Raw genomic sequence first — 15,494 nt, 5'->3', positions numbered from 1 at the left:
AAATTATAGTGTGGGCGTCAATATCTGTTGGGTGTGTTGCATGAGCTTGGCAATGGCTGTTTTATTCAGGGCATCGCTATGAGGTGTGCCAAACTCGCCTCTCTCATCACCATGCTCACCGTCTTTAATATCATTATCGAAATACTGGCCAGTTTGATGGGCAAACTTATCGTCCACTGCCAAGGCGACCAAAATATTGGCCCCTTTATCTGCTGGAGACCAGTGCTGTCCGTAAGCATCATTTGCCATGCGGGTGTTGAGTAATGAGCCGGGGTTGACGGCGATCACGTTGATGTTATCGCTTGCTACCTGATCAGCCAGTGCCATACTCCACATGGTCAATGCCAGTTTACTTTGCGCATAGGCATCTTGATCAGGCAGTTTTTTGTGCCCAGTCATGGCTTGTGGTGATACGACTTGCTGCGCTGCCGAGCTTAAATTGATAATACGGGCAGGCATGCCATCGCTAAGTGTGTCGTTAGATTCTTTGACCGCTGATGCACTCATTAACGGTAGTAACGCTTGGGTTAATAGGTAAGGGGCAAAGTAATTCACCACAAAGCGCACGTCGAACCCTGTCTCGGTTTGGGTGTTTGCTACTTTGAACACGCCCGCATTATTAATTAGTACATCTAAATGTATTCCTGCAGCTGTAAACTTACTTATCACCGCGTTGGCCATCTCTTTAACATCAGCCAATAGAGCAAAGTCAGCCACAAAACCTTCAATAGTTACTTGCTGATTGGCTTGGGTTGCAGCGATTTTGACTTCTGCAATCACATCGGCAAGCTTATTGGTATCTCTACCATGCAGATAGATATTGTGACCCAGTTGTGCGAGTTTTATAGCGGCTAATTTACCAATACCATCGGTACTGCCTGTGATTAAAATAGTCTTTTGCATTTGTTGTCCTTATATATTTTAAGAATTCTTATTCATCTGCTGTTCTTAATGATGATTCATAGTAATGCGTTTGATTAACATTAAACAGTAGCCATCAGCGAAAACACTTTCAATATATTTTTGAAAGTCTGTATATAGTATGCTTAGCTGCTTGTTTTGTTGGGCAATCACAAATAGTCTTTGTTAGGGCTATGATCGAATACCAAACACGGACTAATATAAAAAAACAGTTTCAATAATTTTTATATAATGATAAATGCATTAGTGTCAGCAACTCGTTGTTATCGCTAATTCAATTACAGCTAAGCTAACTAAGGCGACACGATGAAAAATTTGCAGGATTTACGTATTTTTATTGAAACTGCTCGTTTAGGTAGCTTGTCTGCCTGTGCGCGCCACTTAGATCTATCGCCAGCGGTGGTGAGTGCAGCCGTAAAAAGATTGGAAGCTGAAATCGAAACGGTATTGTTTGTTCGTTCAACTCGCCGGCTACGTTTGACCACTAAAGGTGAGCAATATTTAAAGCATTGCCGAGATGCCGTGGCTATTTTAGACAACGCTTATGCAGGATTGCATGACAATGATGCTGAGTTGACCGGTACGATTCGGTTATCTGCATCGTCAGATTTGGGGCGAAATTTGGTGTTGCCATGGTTGGATGATTTTATGCAGATTCACCCCAAAGTGACGGTACAGCTGCATATGTCAGACAGCTATGTGGATTTATACGGTCAGCAGATTGATTTGGCGTTACGCTATGGCGCGCCCAAAGATTCATCGCTCGTGGCACTGCCCATTGTGTTGAATAATCGTCCGATACTATGTGCTTCAAAGGCGTATTTGGACAAAGTTGATAATGATATTGGCTTGCCAAAAATCCCTGAAGACTTAACTCAGCATAATTGCCTGTGTTTGGGACATGATGAAAAATATTTAAGTGAGTGGACTTTTGAAAAAGAGGGCAAGACCAAACGTGTGGCAGTGGCTGGCAACCGGCGAAGTAAAGATGGCGATGTGGTACGGCGCTGGGCCGTGGCAGGTCAGGGTATTGCCCTGAAGTCACAGTTAGATATAGCTGCAGATTTAAAAGCAGGGCGATTGGTTGAAGTAGCGTTGGACGGCTGGCAAGTGGCCAACTATCCGCTATATTTGATTTGCCCAGAACGGCGCTTGATAGATCCGCTGTTTAATGCGGTTAAAGAATATTTGATTGAGCGGGTAGAGGGAGTGTTGGCGTAGGTTTTAGTCAACGCAACCAATGACCAAAGACCAAAGACCAATGGAGATTAATTGCTTTCTTCGAAAACAATCAATTGTATTCCCAAATATTAACATTCAATATGAATACTCTTTAGTTTAGAGCTTAATAGAATTAGGCAGTTCATAAAGGCATACTCTATTAGATCGCTTTAGTCATCTAAAGATCGACATTATAAGCTGTACTGCAATGTTGGCAGAGTTAAATCATTTGGGTAAAATTGATGAAGTATACATAGTCAAGATAAGTGGCATTTACCCTGAAGGTGCTTTATTTTGAACTGATGAACCACTTGTACTTATTGCAAGTGTAGAGCCACAGTATTTGGCGGAAGAATACATTTCCAAGGTATATCGGATATAGCCAAGCTCGACCATACCCGATATATTCTTAGGACTATTTAGGGCGTGTCCTCATTTTAAAAATGGTAATAAAAATGAGATAAATTACAGTCAAACAAGGAAAATAGCGCAGATAATATCGAGATATTAGTCAGCTATTTGACACCGTTTGGCAAGATTTAGCCATTTTTAACCCATTTAGATAACTATCGATTGAATTGAGGACACGCCCTAGTTATTTTTAGAGCAAGTTACCAATTAACTAGCTCCTTTAAAGCGCAGTAAGCGTAATGCATTCAACGTGACCAATACGGTCGCACCAGTATCAGCCAATACAGCGATCCATAGCCCAGTGATACCCAGTACAGTAGTGATCAAAAATACGGACTTTAGACCAAGCGCAAACATCACATTTTGATGAATGTTGGACATGGTGGCACGTGATAGGGCAATGAGATGAGCAACGTCCGTGACGCGACTTTTTAATAGGGCGATATCGGCTGTCTCGATGGCGACATCCGTACCGCCGCCCATGGCGATGCCCACATCTGCGGTTGCTAGTGCTGGCGCATCGTTGATACCATCACCAATCATCGCTACTTTGCTATTACCTTTCATCTCATTCAACAAGCGTAGCTTATCTTCGGGCAACAGCTCAGCTTCCCATTCTATCTCTAAATGACTAGCAAGTGCCTGAGCGGTCAGACGGTTGTCACCTGTAAGCATCACAGAGCGCACACCCATCGCTTTGAGCTGTGCCACTCCTGCCTGAGCATCATCTCGTAACTCGTCTCGTAGCGCTACCAACCCAAGCACTTCACGGCTCTGCTCATCGAACAGAACGGAGACCGTCTTACCCTCGTTTTGTAGTGCTTCAATTTGTGCATTTTGTTCTAGTGATATCGATGTTTCAGTGGCAGCATAAACCGGTGATCCGATGGCTAGAGGACGATCAGCTACCGTCGCATGTACTGCTTTTCCAGCAGTGGTATAAGCCTTGGAAGCTACTGGTATAGAAATATTAGTAGCTTTGGCATGATCAATGATCGCTTTTGCCAGTGGATGACTAGAGGCAGACTCGACACTGGCAAACAGCGCCAACACCTCACTTTGACTTTCAGATTCTATATGCTCTTGTACTATGTGCCCCTGTGCAAAGGCAATAACGTCGGTGACGCGAGGCTTGCCTTCAGTTAACGTACCCGTCTTGTCAAAAGCCACGACATTCACGCGACCAATAGTTTCTAAAGCACTACCGCCTTTGATGAGTAAACCGCGACGGGTACCGACAGCCAACCCTGACGCGATGGCGGCCGGAGTAGATAGGACAAGTGCACAAGGACAGGCAATTAACAATAGTGCAAAACCTCGATATAACCAAGTTGCCCATTCCCCTCCCATTACTAGCGGCGGTATGATAATAACCAGAGTGGCTATCGCCATCACTGCTGGGGTGTAGTAGCGACTAAATTTTTCAATAAAGCGGGCAGTAGGGGCTTTAGAGGCTTGCGCTTGCTCTACCAGAGTAATAATGCGCGCAATGGTGTTGTCGGCCGCGGTCTTTTCTACGCGGACTTGCAGCGCTCCTTCCATATTGATGGATCCTGCGAATACTGCATCGCCTATCGCTTTGGCAACGGGTATGGATTCGCCAGTGATGGGTGAATCATCAAGACTAGAGCTACCTTGAACAATGACACCATCAGCAGACACCTTATCACCAGGTCGTACCAAGACCAAATCATTGACCTGCAATGAGACTGCAAGAACGTCACGCTGTCCACCTTGTGCATCAAGTAAAATCGCAGTCTTTGGAACCAATGACGCCAATGCTCTGATACCAGCACGGGCACGATCAGCCGCCACGCTCTCTAGTAACTCGCCAACTGAAAACAAGAAGACAACTGCCGCAGCTTCTTCAGCTTCACCAATGATAAGCGCACCAATTGCCGCGATAGACATCAGCATTTCAATTGAAAACGGGGTGCCTGTCATTGCCAAGGTCATAGATTTTCGGGCAAAGGGAAAAACGCCCACAATAACGGCAATAGCGAATGCCCACATTCCATAATCAGGAAAAATTAGTGCTAACGCGTAGGCGACGCTCATCAGGATACCGAGACCAACCACTTGCTTGCCTTTTCGGGTTTGCCACCAACGCTGTTGCTGCGTATCTAATGGATTGTCACCAATGCCGTCTGCTGCGATTGCTTGATCAGTAGTGGCAGATATACCAAAACCAAGGCGCTTGATGGTCTTTTCGACATCACTGAACTGAGTCTCTGAATCAGAGGCCAATGTTAGCTCTAACTTTTCAGTCGCAAAATTAAGCTGTATGTCAGAGACACCGGGCATACGTGCTAATGCAGTTTCAATCTTTCTGACGCAACTGGCACAGTCCATACCTTCAATACGATATTGCATAATAATTCGTCCTACTATAAGCGTTCTTTTGATAACGCTATTGTGAACCCTCTAGTGGCTTCAGAGTCAAGGCCGTTTTTAGGTAACTGTACAAACTTGATTTTCTCAGTGCTAAACCTTATAGTTACTTTAATGTTTCGGGTTTTGAAATGACTTTGAGATAACTTCAAGAAAACTGTGAGATAACTTTGGAATAACGATGCTAATAAAAATTGGAGAGCTCGCTAAGTGCACTGGTGCCACCGTGGAGACCATTCGCTATTACGAAAAAGAAAAACTATTACCAGAGCCTTCTCGTAGTGAGGGGAATTATCGCTTATATCGTGAAAGCCATATTGAACGTCTACAGTTTATCCTGCACTGTCGCACACTCGATATGACGTTGGATGAAGTACGAACCTTACTGCAGTATTGGGAGGAACCTAACAGAGACTGCGGCGATGTCGATACCTTATTAGATGAACATATTCGCGCGGTGGAAGTGCGTATAGAGGAATTAAAGCAGTTAAAGCAGCATCTAAATGTTTTGCGGCAGAAATGCGTCAGTAGGGCGCCCGCGAAGTCATGCGGCATATTAAATGCGCTTGCCGACAACTCCTGCCATAGTCAGTAGTACGGATAACAGTTGTTAATGCTACAGCCATTCCACTATAAAAGTATTACAGCGTTAACCTCGCTTGAAGTATTACATATACATCTACACTCGGTTGCCTTGTACTACTTTTAAATTGAATCGACTATAGTGATATCGCCAAATAGCTATGTGGATTTATATAGGAAATATATTGATTGATCCGCTGTTTAATGCTGTTAGAGAATACTTGATTGAACGGGCAGAGGCAGTATTGACGTACAGCGTTTGTTGCTACGACTTATCAAAACTGAGTTATCAATACTTAGTCATGAATACTTAGATATTTTCAAAAAAATGTTTAAGGTGTTTCGGGCTTTAACCACTGTTTGAATCACAACATTTTTATTACAATGGATTGAATGACGAGGTATATAGTCAACCATACGTAGCGTGATGACAGACAATCAATACGCTATGAAAGGGCTAAATGAGTGTATTTTAAATAAGTATAATATTCAAACATAGGATGCAATTATGAACACGCAAGCAAACAAACCATTGACCGTTGTTGCCACTATTAAAGCCAAACCTGAGCATGCCGAGCAGATAAAATCTGAGCTGCTTAAGCTCACAGCCGCATCGCAAACTGATCAAGGCTGTATTCAGTATACCTTGCATCAAGACAATGCCAACCCTAATGGCTTTATATTTTATGAGATTTGGGAAAATAACGAAGCTTTGCAGCAGCATGTACAAAGCTCGCATTTTCAACACTATGCCAAAGTGTCAGAAGGCATGGTTGATGAGTTTGTCATCACTGAGATGACTTCGCTCTAGACAGCATTAGATCGAAGTTTGTAGAGACTCACGGAGATAAAGGTAGATAATTGAAAAAACCTCTCAAGCGAAATATATCATCGTTTGAGAGGTTTTTTTGTATTTAAGCGCTATTGATGCGCCATTAAGCATCTGGTTAAGTACTGAGCTAAAGATGCCTATCACTGACCCATGCACTCTAGTTGGCCTTCTCTAACAATCACTGTCTAAAAGCATTGGTGCAAGCCATCACTTGCTCTCTGAACCATTTGTGCTTTGGATCATTTTGATATTTTTTATGCCATAGCATACGCATGGTCATAGGCGTAGGTTGATGCGGCAAAGCCACACTGTCTAAGTGCGCAAACCATAGCGCATTCAATTTGCTTGGCGCAATCGCCATCAATTTCGATCCTTCAACGAACATGGCAACAGTCGCAAAGCTATGGGTGCGTATGACTGTTTTATCATCTATCGCATGAATAATACTTTTGTGTGTTTGGCTAGCGGATTCACCTTTGGTAAAACTCAGCCCTACATAGCGGGCATCATCAAAATCTTGCTGGGTCAATGGAGGTGAGCGATATGCAGGGTCGTAATAGCACCTTGCCACATCATCAAACAAACGCACGCTCATGATGTCATTGTGGTCGGGTGCAAATGGTGAAAACACCACATCGATATCGTTTTGACGAAGTTGCTGAATCTCAGGCTTGCTAGAGGGTAATATGTTTAAGCGAAACGACGCCACTTGCGCTGCAATCAGTTGCGACAACTGCGGCAAAAACACGCCGACTTGGTAGTCATTTGCCAATACCGTGTAATCAAAATGCGCCAGTGCTGGTTCAAACGCTTGCTGTTCAGTCAATTCATTAAGCCGTAATAGTAGCGGTTTAATTTCTTTGTACAGATACTCACTACGCTGGGTCGGCTTAACGCTTCTACCGGAGCGCACAAACAGTTCATCATCAAATATTTGCCTCAGCTTTTGTAAGCTATGACTGATGGTGGATTGTGTCAGCTCAAGCTGCTCGGCCGTTTTTGTCACTGTGCCGACCTCATGTAAAGTAGTAAATATTAGCAAATGCTGACCACTTAGTGACAAATAATCGAAATCTTTCATAATTAGTATGGGTAATACCCTGTTTTTATGCATGAGTTTTTAGCATAAAGTAGTCGTCATGCTATGGCAATGGTTAATTTTTGAATATGTACTCAGTCTTATAGATTCATTCTGTTACTTATATTTAAAAGTTTTAACATCGTTAGCTCACGCTACTTAGCACCTACTACTCATCGTATAAAGGAACTCTGATGACAACGCTAGTCAATCTAAACCGAGTAAAAACACGCTCTATCTTTACCCTGTTATGTGCATTTGCAGTGCCTTCTATTGCAATGGCAAATGTATCAGATCATCTCTATGGCACTGCCCAACTGGGCTATAGCGTGGCTGATAGCGACTCACAAGCATACGGCAATAATATCGCCAATGATAAAGACTTTCCAAGCTCGTTTGACGCAGACGATAGCATGGTTGGCGGTATTGGCCTTGGGTATGCTTTTAATCAAAACCTACGTATAGAGGGTCGCTTAGCAAAACGAGAATTTGATATTAATGACACTAGATATGGGACGGGTGCCCGTGAAGGAGAGCAATACCTGCTAGATGGTGAGATGCAAAGCGTGACCATGACTGTTGAAGGATTCTATGATTTTCCAATGAACGCATCACTGACGCCCTATGTAAAAGCAGGTATTGGACTCTCAAGTAATGAGTATGATGCTCGGTTAGGTGGTACGGGTGTCGCAGGTTTTGATGTGTATGATGGAAAAGCTGATGGCTATTATGACAATTATACTGATGGCGATTCAAACGAGTTTTCGTGGAATGTTGGGGCAGGTGCCAGTTATGCCTTAACACCAAGTACTCGTCTATATGGTGAGTATCAATACATCAACTTTGGTGACGTGCAAACAGGACAAGACAGTTTCAGCGATGGGTTTAAGGTTGATAATGCATCAGCTCACGAAATCAACTTAGGCTTACGCTATCAGTTTTAATATTTTTGTAGTGTGCAACATCCACCGTATGCAGCGTTGATAGCATACCTCACTTGCTACCCAATCATACTTTACAGTATCGCTTTATCACTCAATTAAAGGACAATCTCATGACATTTATTCATCAAACCAAGTTACTGACGATCGCTGTTATTGGCGCTCTGGCGCTCACTGCGTGTAATAACATAAAACCTGCTCATCAAGCTCAGCACCATGACATTCATCATAGCGGGGCTGCCACTGAGTCAACTGCCAAAGTGATTGAGATTGCATCGTTCACGCTGAAACCAAACGTATCATATACTGACTTCGCCAAGTTAGACCACACTGTCGAAGTCGACCATGTGGCAAAGCAAAAGGGCTTTGTCTCTCGTGAGTCAGCAATGGGCAAAAACGGCGAATGGATGGTGGTGGTGCATTGGGCGAGTTTGGCAGATGCGGATGCATCAATGGAAAGCTTTACTAAAACCCCTATTGCTGCCGAGTTTATGGGCAGTTTGGATCTAGACACGATGAAAATGAACCGTTATACAATAGTGGGTAAATAGATTTTCATTGCTTCGTATGGCCAGTAAACACTCAGTACATTGGGTTGCTTTACTTCAAGGCTAGCAACGGGCCACTTCATCACTATCATTATTATTGCTGAATTTAGGAGGGGTCTATTCAACAGACCCCAATCACTCGTATTAAGGAATCATGATGGAAATAGCAGTTACAGCAGCGAACGGAAAGTTGGGGTCCGCCATTATTGAGTCTTTGATAAAGACGCATCCAGCAAACAATATCATTGCGCTGGCACGTAGCCCTATCAAAGCCCAGTTTCTGACCGAGCAATATGGTGTGGAGGTCAGAGCAGGCGATTATGATGACGCCCGACAGCTTGAGGCATCATTACAGGGTGTGGATGCGGTTTTATTGGTGTCTAGTATGGATGAGCCTGACAAGCGTATCGGGCAACACCGTAATGTGATTGCGTCTGCAAAGAAAAGCGGCGTGACAAAAATAGTGTATACCAGTATCCAAGGGTCTAGTACCCAAGCAGCATTTGCCCCCATTGTACAAAGCAATTGGCAGACTGAGCAGGATATAAAAGACAGCGGGCTTAACTGGGTTATAGGGCGTAATGGCATCTATATCGAGCCTGATGTGGACTATATTGACAGCTATAAAGCGCAGGGAGCCATTGTCAATTGTGCAGGCGAGGGCAGATGTGGTTATACCACTCACAAAGAATTGGCCGTTGCATATGGTCAAATGCTTACCGAAGCCAAGCATCATGCCAGCATTTACAACCTAAATGGCAACCCTATTACCCAGCAACAGCTCACGCAGTATTTAAACCAAGCCTTTGATACGGCGCTGACCTATCGCAGTATGACTGTAGACGCGTATAGGCAAGACCGGATCAACGAGTTAGGCCGGTTTATGGGTACAGTTGTTGCGGGCATTTATGAGCAGATATCGATAGGGGCGATGGATAACAACAGTGATTTTGCCAAAGCAGCGGGTCGTGAACATATTGGCTGGGCTGATTACTTTGACCAGCTTAAAAACGCAAAACTAACAGACCAGTAAATGACTGTGTGCAAACGATATTAACCATGTGTGTGTTTTGGCAACGTCCTGCATACTGTAAAGCCATTGTTATGTATCGTATAAAACACATCAGTGGGTTGTGGTTATATATTTATCCCAATAGGGCGGCGTGCCATAGTAGCCTTCCATAAAATCAATAAAACACCTCACCTTATGAGTCAGCAGCTTTCTATGGGCATAAACAGCATATAAGCCAATAGAGTTGGGTTCATGTTCAGGGAGAACGATGACCAACTTGCCAGCATTTAGGGCATGGCTGGCAATAAAAGTCGGTTGCAACACCAAGCCTGCCCCTTCAATGGCGGCCTCTACCAGTACGTCGCCGTTGTTACTACGAAAAACACTGCTCTCCTTGAGCTGTTTTGCCTTTAGATATTTAAAGATTTGTCCTTTGGTGTCTACATTCATATAACTGTAATGCAGATAGCGATGCATCTCTAAATCCTCCAGTCGCTCGGGTGTCCCGTGAATTTTTAGATAGTCAGGCGATGCGCATAACACCACTCGAATGGGTGCAATTTTTTTAGCAATCAGCGATGAGCTTTTAAGCTGTCCAATACGCAGTGCAATGTCAAACCCCTCTTCAACAATATCTACTTTTCGGTCGCTCAGCTGTAGATCAACAGTGACGGAAGGGTAGCGTGCCTGAAAGTCAGTGATTAACTTGGCCATGTGCTTTAAAGCAAAAGAGACGGGTGCGCTGATACGCAAGACACCCTTAGGAAGCTGTTGTAAGCCGCCCAGTTGTGACTCCATATCATCAATACTTAATAAAACCTGCTGGGCATGACCAAAGTAATGGCTACCCGCTTCTGTCAGACTTACTTTACGAGTGGTACGGTTTAACAGACGTATATTAAGCTGCTCTTCCAATTTAGAGACATACTTACTGACCAATTGTGGTGACAGGTTTAAGGTGTTTGCCGCATTACTAAAGCTGCCGTCGATCACCACCGCCACAAAGGCACGCATTGCATCGATTCTGTCCATTTTATTGACCCGTTTTTATTGATTCGTTGTTTTATTGATTATGCATCAGTATTTTACTATTAACATGATTATAAACGCTGTGTTGTTAATCATTCAATATTAGCTATCTTACTCTTTCGTTATGTTGATAGTAAAGTATGGTTATTCCAACAGATTAAATATCCCTTTTAAAATAAACATTATGGAGTCATTAAACATGAAAACCTCAATCGTTAATAAAGTTCTAACATCTAAAGCAGGAACGGCCGCATTAATACTTCGTGTGCCAGTAGGTTTGATTTTGGCCGCACATGGCGCGCAAAAGTTGTTTGGTTGGTTTGGTGGTAATGGCTTGGCAGGAACGGCGCAATGGCTAAGCAGCATCGGCATGGAACCCGGTTTGCTCATGGCCATATTGGCAGGCGGCGCTGAGTTCTTTGGTGGTCTTGCTTTGGTACTAGGGCTACTCACACGACCTGCTGCGCTCGTCGCTGCATTCACCATGCTCGTCGCTATTTTCTCGGTTCATATCGGTAATGGACTGTTTGCTGATAACGGCGGTTATGAGTATGCGTTGGTGTTGATGGTGGCTTTGATTGCTTTGGCGATACAAGGCGGTGGCTCTTTTAGTATGGATAAAGCATTGTCAGAAAGGTTCGATCGCGTTTAACAGTTATACATAAAGGAGTGACGCTCATGAACACTAAGTCAGAAACAGGCAAGCAGCCGGTATTTTTTATACCTCATGGTGCAGGGCCTTGCTTTTTTATGGACTGGAAACCCACTGATACTTGGGATTTAATGGCTGATTTTTTAACCGGACTCCCAAGTCGATTGCCGCAGCGGCCCAAAGCTATTTTGGTGGTCAGCGCCCATTGGCAAACATCAGATTTTGGTATTACCGCTGGCACGCACCCTGAATTGATTTATGATTATTATGGGTTCCCTGAGCATACTTATCAGCTTACGTACCCCGCCGTTGGTGCGCCGATATTGGCTAGACAAATTGGTCAGTTACTCACTGATGCAGGATTAAACAATCATCAGGATGCGTCAAGAGGCTTTGATCATGGCATGTTTATCCCGCTAAAGCTGATGTTTCCTGACGCAGATATTCCGGTGGTGCAACTGTCGCTACGCAGTGATTTGGACCCTAAAGCACATTTAGCAGTAGGCGCCGCAATTGCTTCATTACGTGATGAAGGCGTATTGATTGTATGCAGCGGCATGAGCTTTCATAATATGCGCGGCTATGGCGATTCAAACTTTACGGGCCCGTCAGAAGTGTTTGATGAATGGCTGACTGAAGCGGTTGCAGATAATACTGATAATCGATGGACGGCGCTTAGTGACTGATCGCAAGCGCCTCATGCTCTTGATTCTCATATGTTAGGGGCAGAGGAGCATCTACTACCTCTTATGGTTGCCGTTGGCGCGGCAGAAACAGATCGAGGAAAAAAAATATATTCTCAGCAAGTTATGAACACTCAAATTTCAGCGTTTCAGTTTGGCTGATAAACAGAAGTTACTTGAGTCCTTCAGACATAATATAGTCGAACCACTCTTAAAGTGTTACGGCGTTAGACTCTCTTAGCCTACTACTGTAGTACTTGCGTTCGTCTGCCTTGTATCATTTTTAACATTGATTGACTATAGCACGCATGAAAAACAGGCTTATTACTTAGCAGTAATAAGCCTGTTTTTCATGTAATGACTCTTGTAAATGGGCAATCAGCAGTTTCAGTTTTTGATCAGGCTGCCTCGCTTTAGGGTACACCGCATACATGCCTAGTTTTTTTCGGGTAAAACGTTGCAAAATCTGCGTGAGCGTATTGTGCTGCATTTCTTCGTACACTAGTGCTTGTGGCAAAAAAGCAATCCCTAAACCGTTCAGCGTGGCGCGTTTAATCGCATCAAGGTGGTTGCTATGAAACTGCCCATGCACCGTGAGCAGTTGCTCTGTGCCGTCTATATATAGTGGCCATACGTCGTTAGTCGCATTATCAAACTTATAGACCAAACACTCATGATTCTGTAATTGTTCAGGGGTTTGAGGCGTACCATGTTGCTTTAAGTAGTCCGGTGTCGCACATATCACCCACTGGCTATCTATTAAACGCTTTGCTATGAGTGATGAGTCTTCAAGCTCTGCGGTTCTTATGGCGAGATCAAAGCCTTCTTCTATTAAATCAACCAACCGATTGGTGATTTGCAAATCCACCGATATTTGAGAGTATTTTTTACAAAATTTGGCAATCGAGTCACTCAATATCAAATTAGCAGATACCACTGGTAGAGTGATACGTATGTTGCCTTTCATGTCCTCACCGTAACCGGTTATGGCATTTTCGGCTTCTTGAAAAGCGATTTTGGCAATTTTAGCTTTGTTATACAGCGTTCTACCCGCGTCGGTTAAGCTTAGTTTTCTGGTAGTTCTATAAAGCAGCTGAGCATTGACATTCTCTTCTAGCCTTGCAATACGTTTGCTGACGACTGAATTTGTTAAAGACAGCTTTTCAGCGACCCTAGAAAATGAACCTTCATCAACCACTTGAACGAATAAAACCATATCATCAGCTTTGACCATACTTGTGCTCCAACTGGGGTAATGTGTTTTCTATTATACCAAAAAAGGAAAATAACATTGTCTTTTGAGACAATATATCAATGGATTGACAAGGCGTAGAATACTTTAGGGAATTTTGAATATTTAGTCGATACACTAATGACCAATCACTGTGTATGACGGTTTAAAAGGTTCTAATCACCATTAAGTCATAAGCAGGAAGATTTAACTGGTGGTATTCAAGGAAGATTACGCAATCAAAAGGACATGATTTTGAATCAAACAATATATGGACTCTTGGCACTATTGCCAATCGTTCTCTGTGGTATTTTGCTTATTGGCTTACAGTGGTCAGCCAAAAAAACCATGCCAATTATTTTAGCCGTTACTGCTGGTCTAGCGCTTTTTATCTGGGATATGACGCTTAATCGCGTGTCCTCATCGATCATTCAAGGAATAGTCATTACCGTCTCAGTATTGTGGATCGTCTTTGGTGCCATTTTCTTACTGAATACGTTAAAACACACTGGTGCCATCGCCGTTATCCGTGCTGGGTTTACCAATGTATCACCAGATAGACGTGTTCAAGCCATTATTATTGCATGGTGCTTTGGGACATTCCTTGAGGGTGCCGCTGGTTTCGGTACTCCTGCCGCTATTGCCGCACCTTTACTGGTAGCGATAGGATTTCCAGCACTGGGTGCCGTGCTAATGGGAATGATGATACAAAGTACGCCTGTATCATTTGGTGCGGTCGGTACGCCTATCGTTATTGGGGTAAATAAAGGATTGGATACAGCGGCCATTAGCGCTCAACTGGCACAAGAAGGACTAGAGTGGGCTGACTTTTTACAACTGATTACCAGTCAGGTTGCCATGATTCATGGTGTCATTGGTACGTTCATGCCACTTTTTATGGTGATGATGCTTACTCGTTTCTTTGGGAAAAACAAAAGCTGGAAAGAAGGTTTCGCGATTTGGCCATTTGCTATATTCGCAGGCTTGGCATTTACGATTCCTTATACCCTAACAGGTGTCTTTTTAGGGCCAGAGTTTCCGTCATTGGTCGGTGGTTTGGTCAGTGTCGCCATTGTGATTAACGCGGCAAAACGTGGTTTTTTAGTGCCAAAAACCACATGGGATTTTGAGCCGCAAAGGAACTGGCCAAGCGAATGGATGGGTAAGTTAATAGTCAGTAAAGATGATTTGACGCCGAGTTTAGATGGCAAGAAAATGTCTACTGTCATGGCCTGGTTCCCTTATTTGCTGGTTGCCCTTTTACTGGTTTGTTCAAGAGTGTTTGAGGGATTTAAATCTTTTCTCAATAGTGCGACGCTAGACTTTACCTCATTATTAGGCGAGGCAGATATCAGTGCCAGCTTTAGTCCTTTATACTTACCAGGTGGCTTGTTATTAATCAGCGCCTTGGTTGCTGCAGCTTTTCAAACTAAAAAATCAAGCAGTGCACTAAACAGTGCATTCAAAGAGTCGGGAAAGACTGTATTAGGGGCTGGATTCGTCCTTATTTTCACGATTCCAATGGTTAGGATTTTCATCAATTCAGGCATAAACTTATCAGATGTGGCAAGTATGCCAGTCGCCAGTGCAGAGTTGTTTGCGGGTACTTTTGGCAGTGCTTTTCCATTGATTAGTGCAACCATTGGGGCATTAGGTGCCTTTATCGCCGGCTCTAATACCGTATCTAACATGATGTTCAGTCAGTTTCAATTTGAAGCCGCCATGAGTTTACATATTTCACCTTCTTTAGTCATCGCAGCTCAAGCAGTTGGTGCTGCAGCCGGTAATATGATTGCGATACATAACGTGGTGGCTGCATCAGCAACGGTGGGTCTACTCGGTATGGAGGGCGCCACACTTAGGCGTACTATTTTACCTACCCTCTATTATGTGCTGTTCTGTGGCATCATCGTCATGGCTGCCATTTACCTCTTTGGTTTTCAAGGGCCTTTAGCATAATGA

The 15,494-nt window shown here is 43.6% G+C and carries 14 protein-coding genes; 9 read left to right on the top strand and 5 right to left on the bottom strand.

Features of this window, described 5'->3' with window-relative positions; genetic code table 11:
* Window positions 1-3: 3 nt before the first annotated feature.
* The gene (locus IP510_RS13335; RefSeq protein WP_194365314.1) at window positions 4-903 is read right to left on the bottom strand and encodes an SDR family NAD(P)-dependent oxidoreductase; all 900 of its coding nucleotides are present in this window, start codon (window positions 901-903) and stop codon (window positions 4-6) included.
* 324 nt (window positions 904-1,227) lie between these two features.
* Between IP510_RS13335 and IP510_RS13330 the strand changes: the two genes are divergently transcribed.
* Window positions 1,228-2,142, top strand: coding sequence for a LysR family transcriptional regulator (locus IP510_RS13330; protein ID WP_194365313.1), 915 nt, complete (start codon window positions 1,228-1,230; stop codon window positions 2,140-2,142).
* Between the two features lie 618 nt (window positions 2,143-2,760).
* Here IP510_RS13330 and IP510_RS13325 read toward each other — a convergent pair.
* The gene (locus IP510_RS13325) at window positions 2,761-4,926 is read right to left on the bottom strand and encodes a heavy metal translocating P-type ATPase (RefSeq protein WP_194365312.1); all 2,166 of its coding nucleotides are present in this window, start codon (window positions 4,924-4,926) and stop codon (window positions 2,761-2,763) included.
* 199 nt (window positions 4,927-5,125) lie between these two features.
* On the opposite strand from IP510_RS13325, the gene cadR reads away from it, so the two are divergent.
* Complete coding sequence (gene cadR / locus IP510_RS13320; protein WP_227669783.1) at window positions 5,126-5,539, top strand: Cd(II)/Pb(II)-responsive transcriptional regulator; 414 nt, start codon at window positions 5,126-5,128, stop codon at window positions 5,537-5,539.
* A gap of 495 nt (window positions 5,540-6,034) precedes the next feature.
* Window positions 6,035-6,337 (top strand): putative quinol monooxygenase, encoded by a 303-nt coding sequence (locus IP510_RS13315; RefSeq protein ID WP_194365311.1) that lies wholly within the window; start codon window positions 6,035-6,037, stop codon window positions 6,335-6,337.
* A 199-nt stretch (window positions 6,338-6,536) separates the two neighbouring features.
* On the opposite strand, the gene IP510_RS13310 is transcribed toward IP510_RS13315, so the two are convergent.
* On the bottom strand, window positions 6,537-7,439 hold the full coding sequence (locus IP510_RS13310) for a LysR family transcriptional regulator (RefSeq protein ID WP_227669788.1): 903 nt from the start codon (window positions 7,437-7,439) through the stop codon (window positions 6,537-6,539).
* 191 nt (window positions 7,440-7,630) lie between these two features.
* Here IP510_RS13310 and IP510_RS13305 point away from each other — a divergent pair, with 191 nt between their 5' ends.
* From IP510_RS13305 to IP510_RS13295, 3 genes are all read left to right on the top strand, one after another.
* Window positions 7,631-8,380 (top strand): outer membrane protein, encoded by a 750-nt coding sequence (locus IP510_RS13305; RefSeq protein WP_194365309.1) that lies wholly within the window; start codon window positions 7,631-7,633, stop codon window positions 8,378-8,380.
* A gap of 110 nt (window positions 8,381-8,490) precedes the next feature.
* Window positions 8,491-8,928: an antibiotic biosynthesis monooxygenase family protein gene (locus tag IP510_RS13300; protein WP_227669780.1), complete on the top strand. Its 438-nt coding sequence runs from the start codon at window positions 8,491-8,493 to the stop codon at window positions 8,926-8,928.
* Between the two features lie 154 nt (window positions 8,929-9,082).
* On the top strand, window positions 9,083-9,958 hold the full coding sequence (locus IP510_RS13295; protein ID WP_265087603.1) for an NAD(P)H-binding protein: 876 nt from the start codon (window positions 9,083-9,085) through the stop codon (window positions 9,956-9,958).
* Window positions 9,959-10,048: 90 nt separating this feature from the next.
* On the opposite strand, the gene IP510_RS13290 is transcribed toward IP510_RS13295, so the two are convergent.
* Window positions 10,049-10,969: a LysR family transcriptional regulator gene (locus IP510_RS13290; protein WP_194365307.1), complete on the bottom strand. Its 921-nt coding sequence runs from the start codon at window positions 10,967-10,969 to the stop codon at window positions 10,049-10,051.
* Between the two features lie 196 nt (window positions 10,970-11,165).
* Between IP510_RS13290 and IP510_RS13285 the strand changes: the two genes are divergently transcribed.
* Together IP510_RS13285 and IP510_RS13280 are read left to right on the top strand one after the other, a co-directional pair.
* A complete protein-coding gene (locus IP510_RS13285) occupies window positions 11,166-11,618 on the top strand; it encodes a DoxX family protein (protein WP_194365306.1) in 453 nt (150 codons plus the stop codon).
* Window positions 11,619-11,644: 26 nt separating this feature from the next.
* Window positions 11,645-12,304, top strand: coding sequence for a DODA-type extradiol aromatic ring-opening family dioxygenase (locus IP510_RS13280; RefSeq protein ID WP_265087602.1), 660 nt, complete (start codon window positions 11,645-11,647; stop codon window positions 12,302-12,304).
* A 325-nt stretch (window positions 12,305-12,629) separates the two neighbouring features.
* Here IP510_RS13280 and IP510_RS13275 read toward each other — a convergent pair whose 3' ends face one another.
* Window positions 12,630-13,535 (bottom strand): LysR family transcriptional regulator, encoded by a 906-nt coding sequence (locus IP510_RS13275; RefSeq protein WP_194365305.1) that lies wholly within the window; start codon window positions 13,533-13,535, stop codon window positions 12,630-12,632.
* 252 nt (window positions 13,536-13,787) lie between these two features.
* Between IP510_RS13275 and IP510_RS13270 the strand changes: the two genes are divergently transcribed.
* Entirely contained in the window at window positions 13,788-15,491 is a 1,704-nt protein-coding gene (locus tag IP510_RS13270) for an L-lactate permease (RefSeq protein ID WP_194365304.1), read from the top strand.
* Window positions 15,492-15,494: the final 3 nt, after the last annotated feature.

This window comes from Psychrobacter sp. NG254 (assembly GCF_015277735.1).
In the GTDB taxonomy this organism is placed as follows: Bacteria; Pseudomonadota; Gammaproteobacteria; order Pseudomonadales; family Moraxellaceae; genus Psychrobacter.
Note: the sequence above shows the minus strand (reverse complement) of the source record. Positions and strands in the feature narration are given on the sequence as shown.

What these genes read in the sequence shown, in the direction of transcription:
- IP510_RS13335 (WP_194365314.1), bottom strand. Translation starts at nt 903, where the DNA reads ATGCAAAAGACTATTTTAATCACAGGCAGTACCGATGGTATTGGTAAA.
- IP510_RS13330 (WP_194365313.1), top strand. Translation starts at nt 1,228, where the DNA reads ATGAAAAATTTGCAGGATTTACGTATTTTTATTGAAACTGCTCGTTTA.
- IP510_RS13325 (WP_194365312.1), bottom strand. Translation starts at nt 4,926, where the DNA reads ATGCAATATCGTATTGAAGGTATGGACTGTGCCAGTTGCGTCAGAAAG.
- cadR (WP_227669783.1), top strand. Translation starts at nt 5,126, where the DNA reads ATGCTAATAAAAATTGGAGAGCTCGCTAAGTGCACTGGTGCCACCGTG.
- IP510_RS13315 (WP_194365311.1), top strand. Translation starts at nt 6,035, where the DNA reads ATGAACACGCAAGCAAACAAACCATTGACCGTTGTTGCCACTATTAAA.
- IP510_RS13310 (WP_227669788.1), bottom strand. Translation starts at nt 7,439, where the DNA reads ATGAAAGATTTCGATTATTTGTCACTAAGTGGTCAGCATTTGCTAATA.
- IP510_RS13305 (WP_194365309.1), top strand. Translation starts at nt 7,631, where the DNA reads ATGACAACGCTAGTCAATCTAAACCGAGTAAAAACACGCTCTATCTTT.
- IP510_RS13300 (WP_227669780.1), top strand. Translation starts at nt 8,491, where the DNA reads ATGACATTTATTCATCAAACCAAGTTACTGACGATCGCTGTTATTGGC.
- IP510_RS13295 (WP_265087603.1), top strand. Translation starts at nt 9,083, where the DNA reads ATGGAAATAGCAGTTACAGCAGCGAACGGAAAGTTGGGGTCCGCCATT.
- IP510_RS13290 (WP_194365307.1), bottom strand. Translation starts at nt 10,969, where the DNA reads ATGGACAGAATCGATGCAATGCGTGCCTTTGTGGCGGTGGTGATCGAC.
- IP510_RS13285 (WP_194365306.1), top strand. Translation starts at nt 11,166, where the DNA reads ATGAAAACCTCAATCGTTAATAAAGTTCTAACATCTAAAGCAGGAACG.
- IP510_RS13280 (WP_265087602.1), top strand. Translation starts at nt 11,645, where the DNA reads ATGAACACTAAGTCAGAAACAGGCAAGCAGCCGGTATTTTTTATACCT.
- IP510_RS13275 (WP_194365305.1), bottom strand. Translation starts at nt 13,535, where the DNA reads ATGGTCAAAGCTGATGATATGGTTTTATTCGTTCAAGTGGTTGATGAA.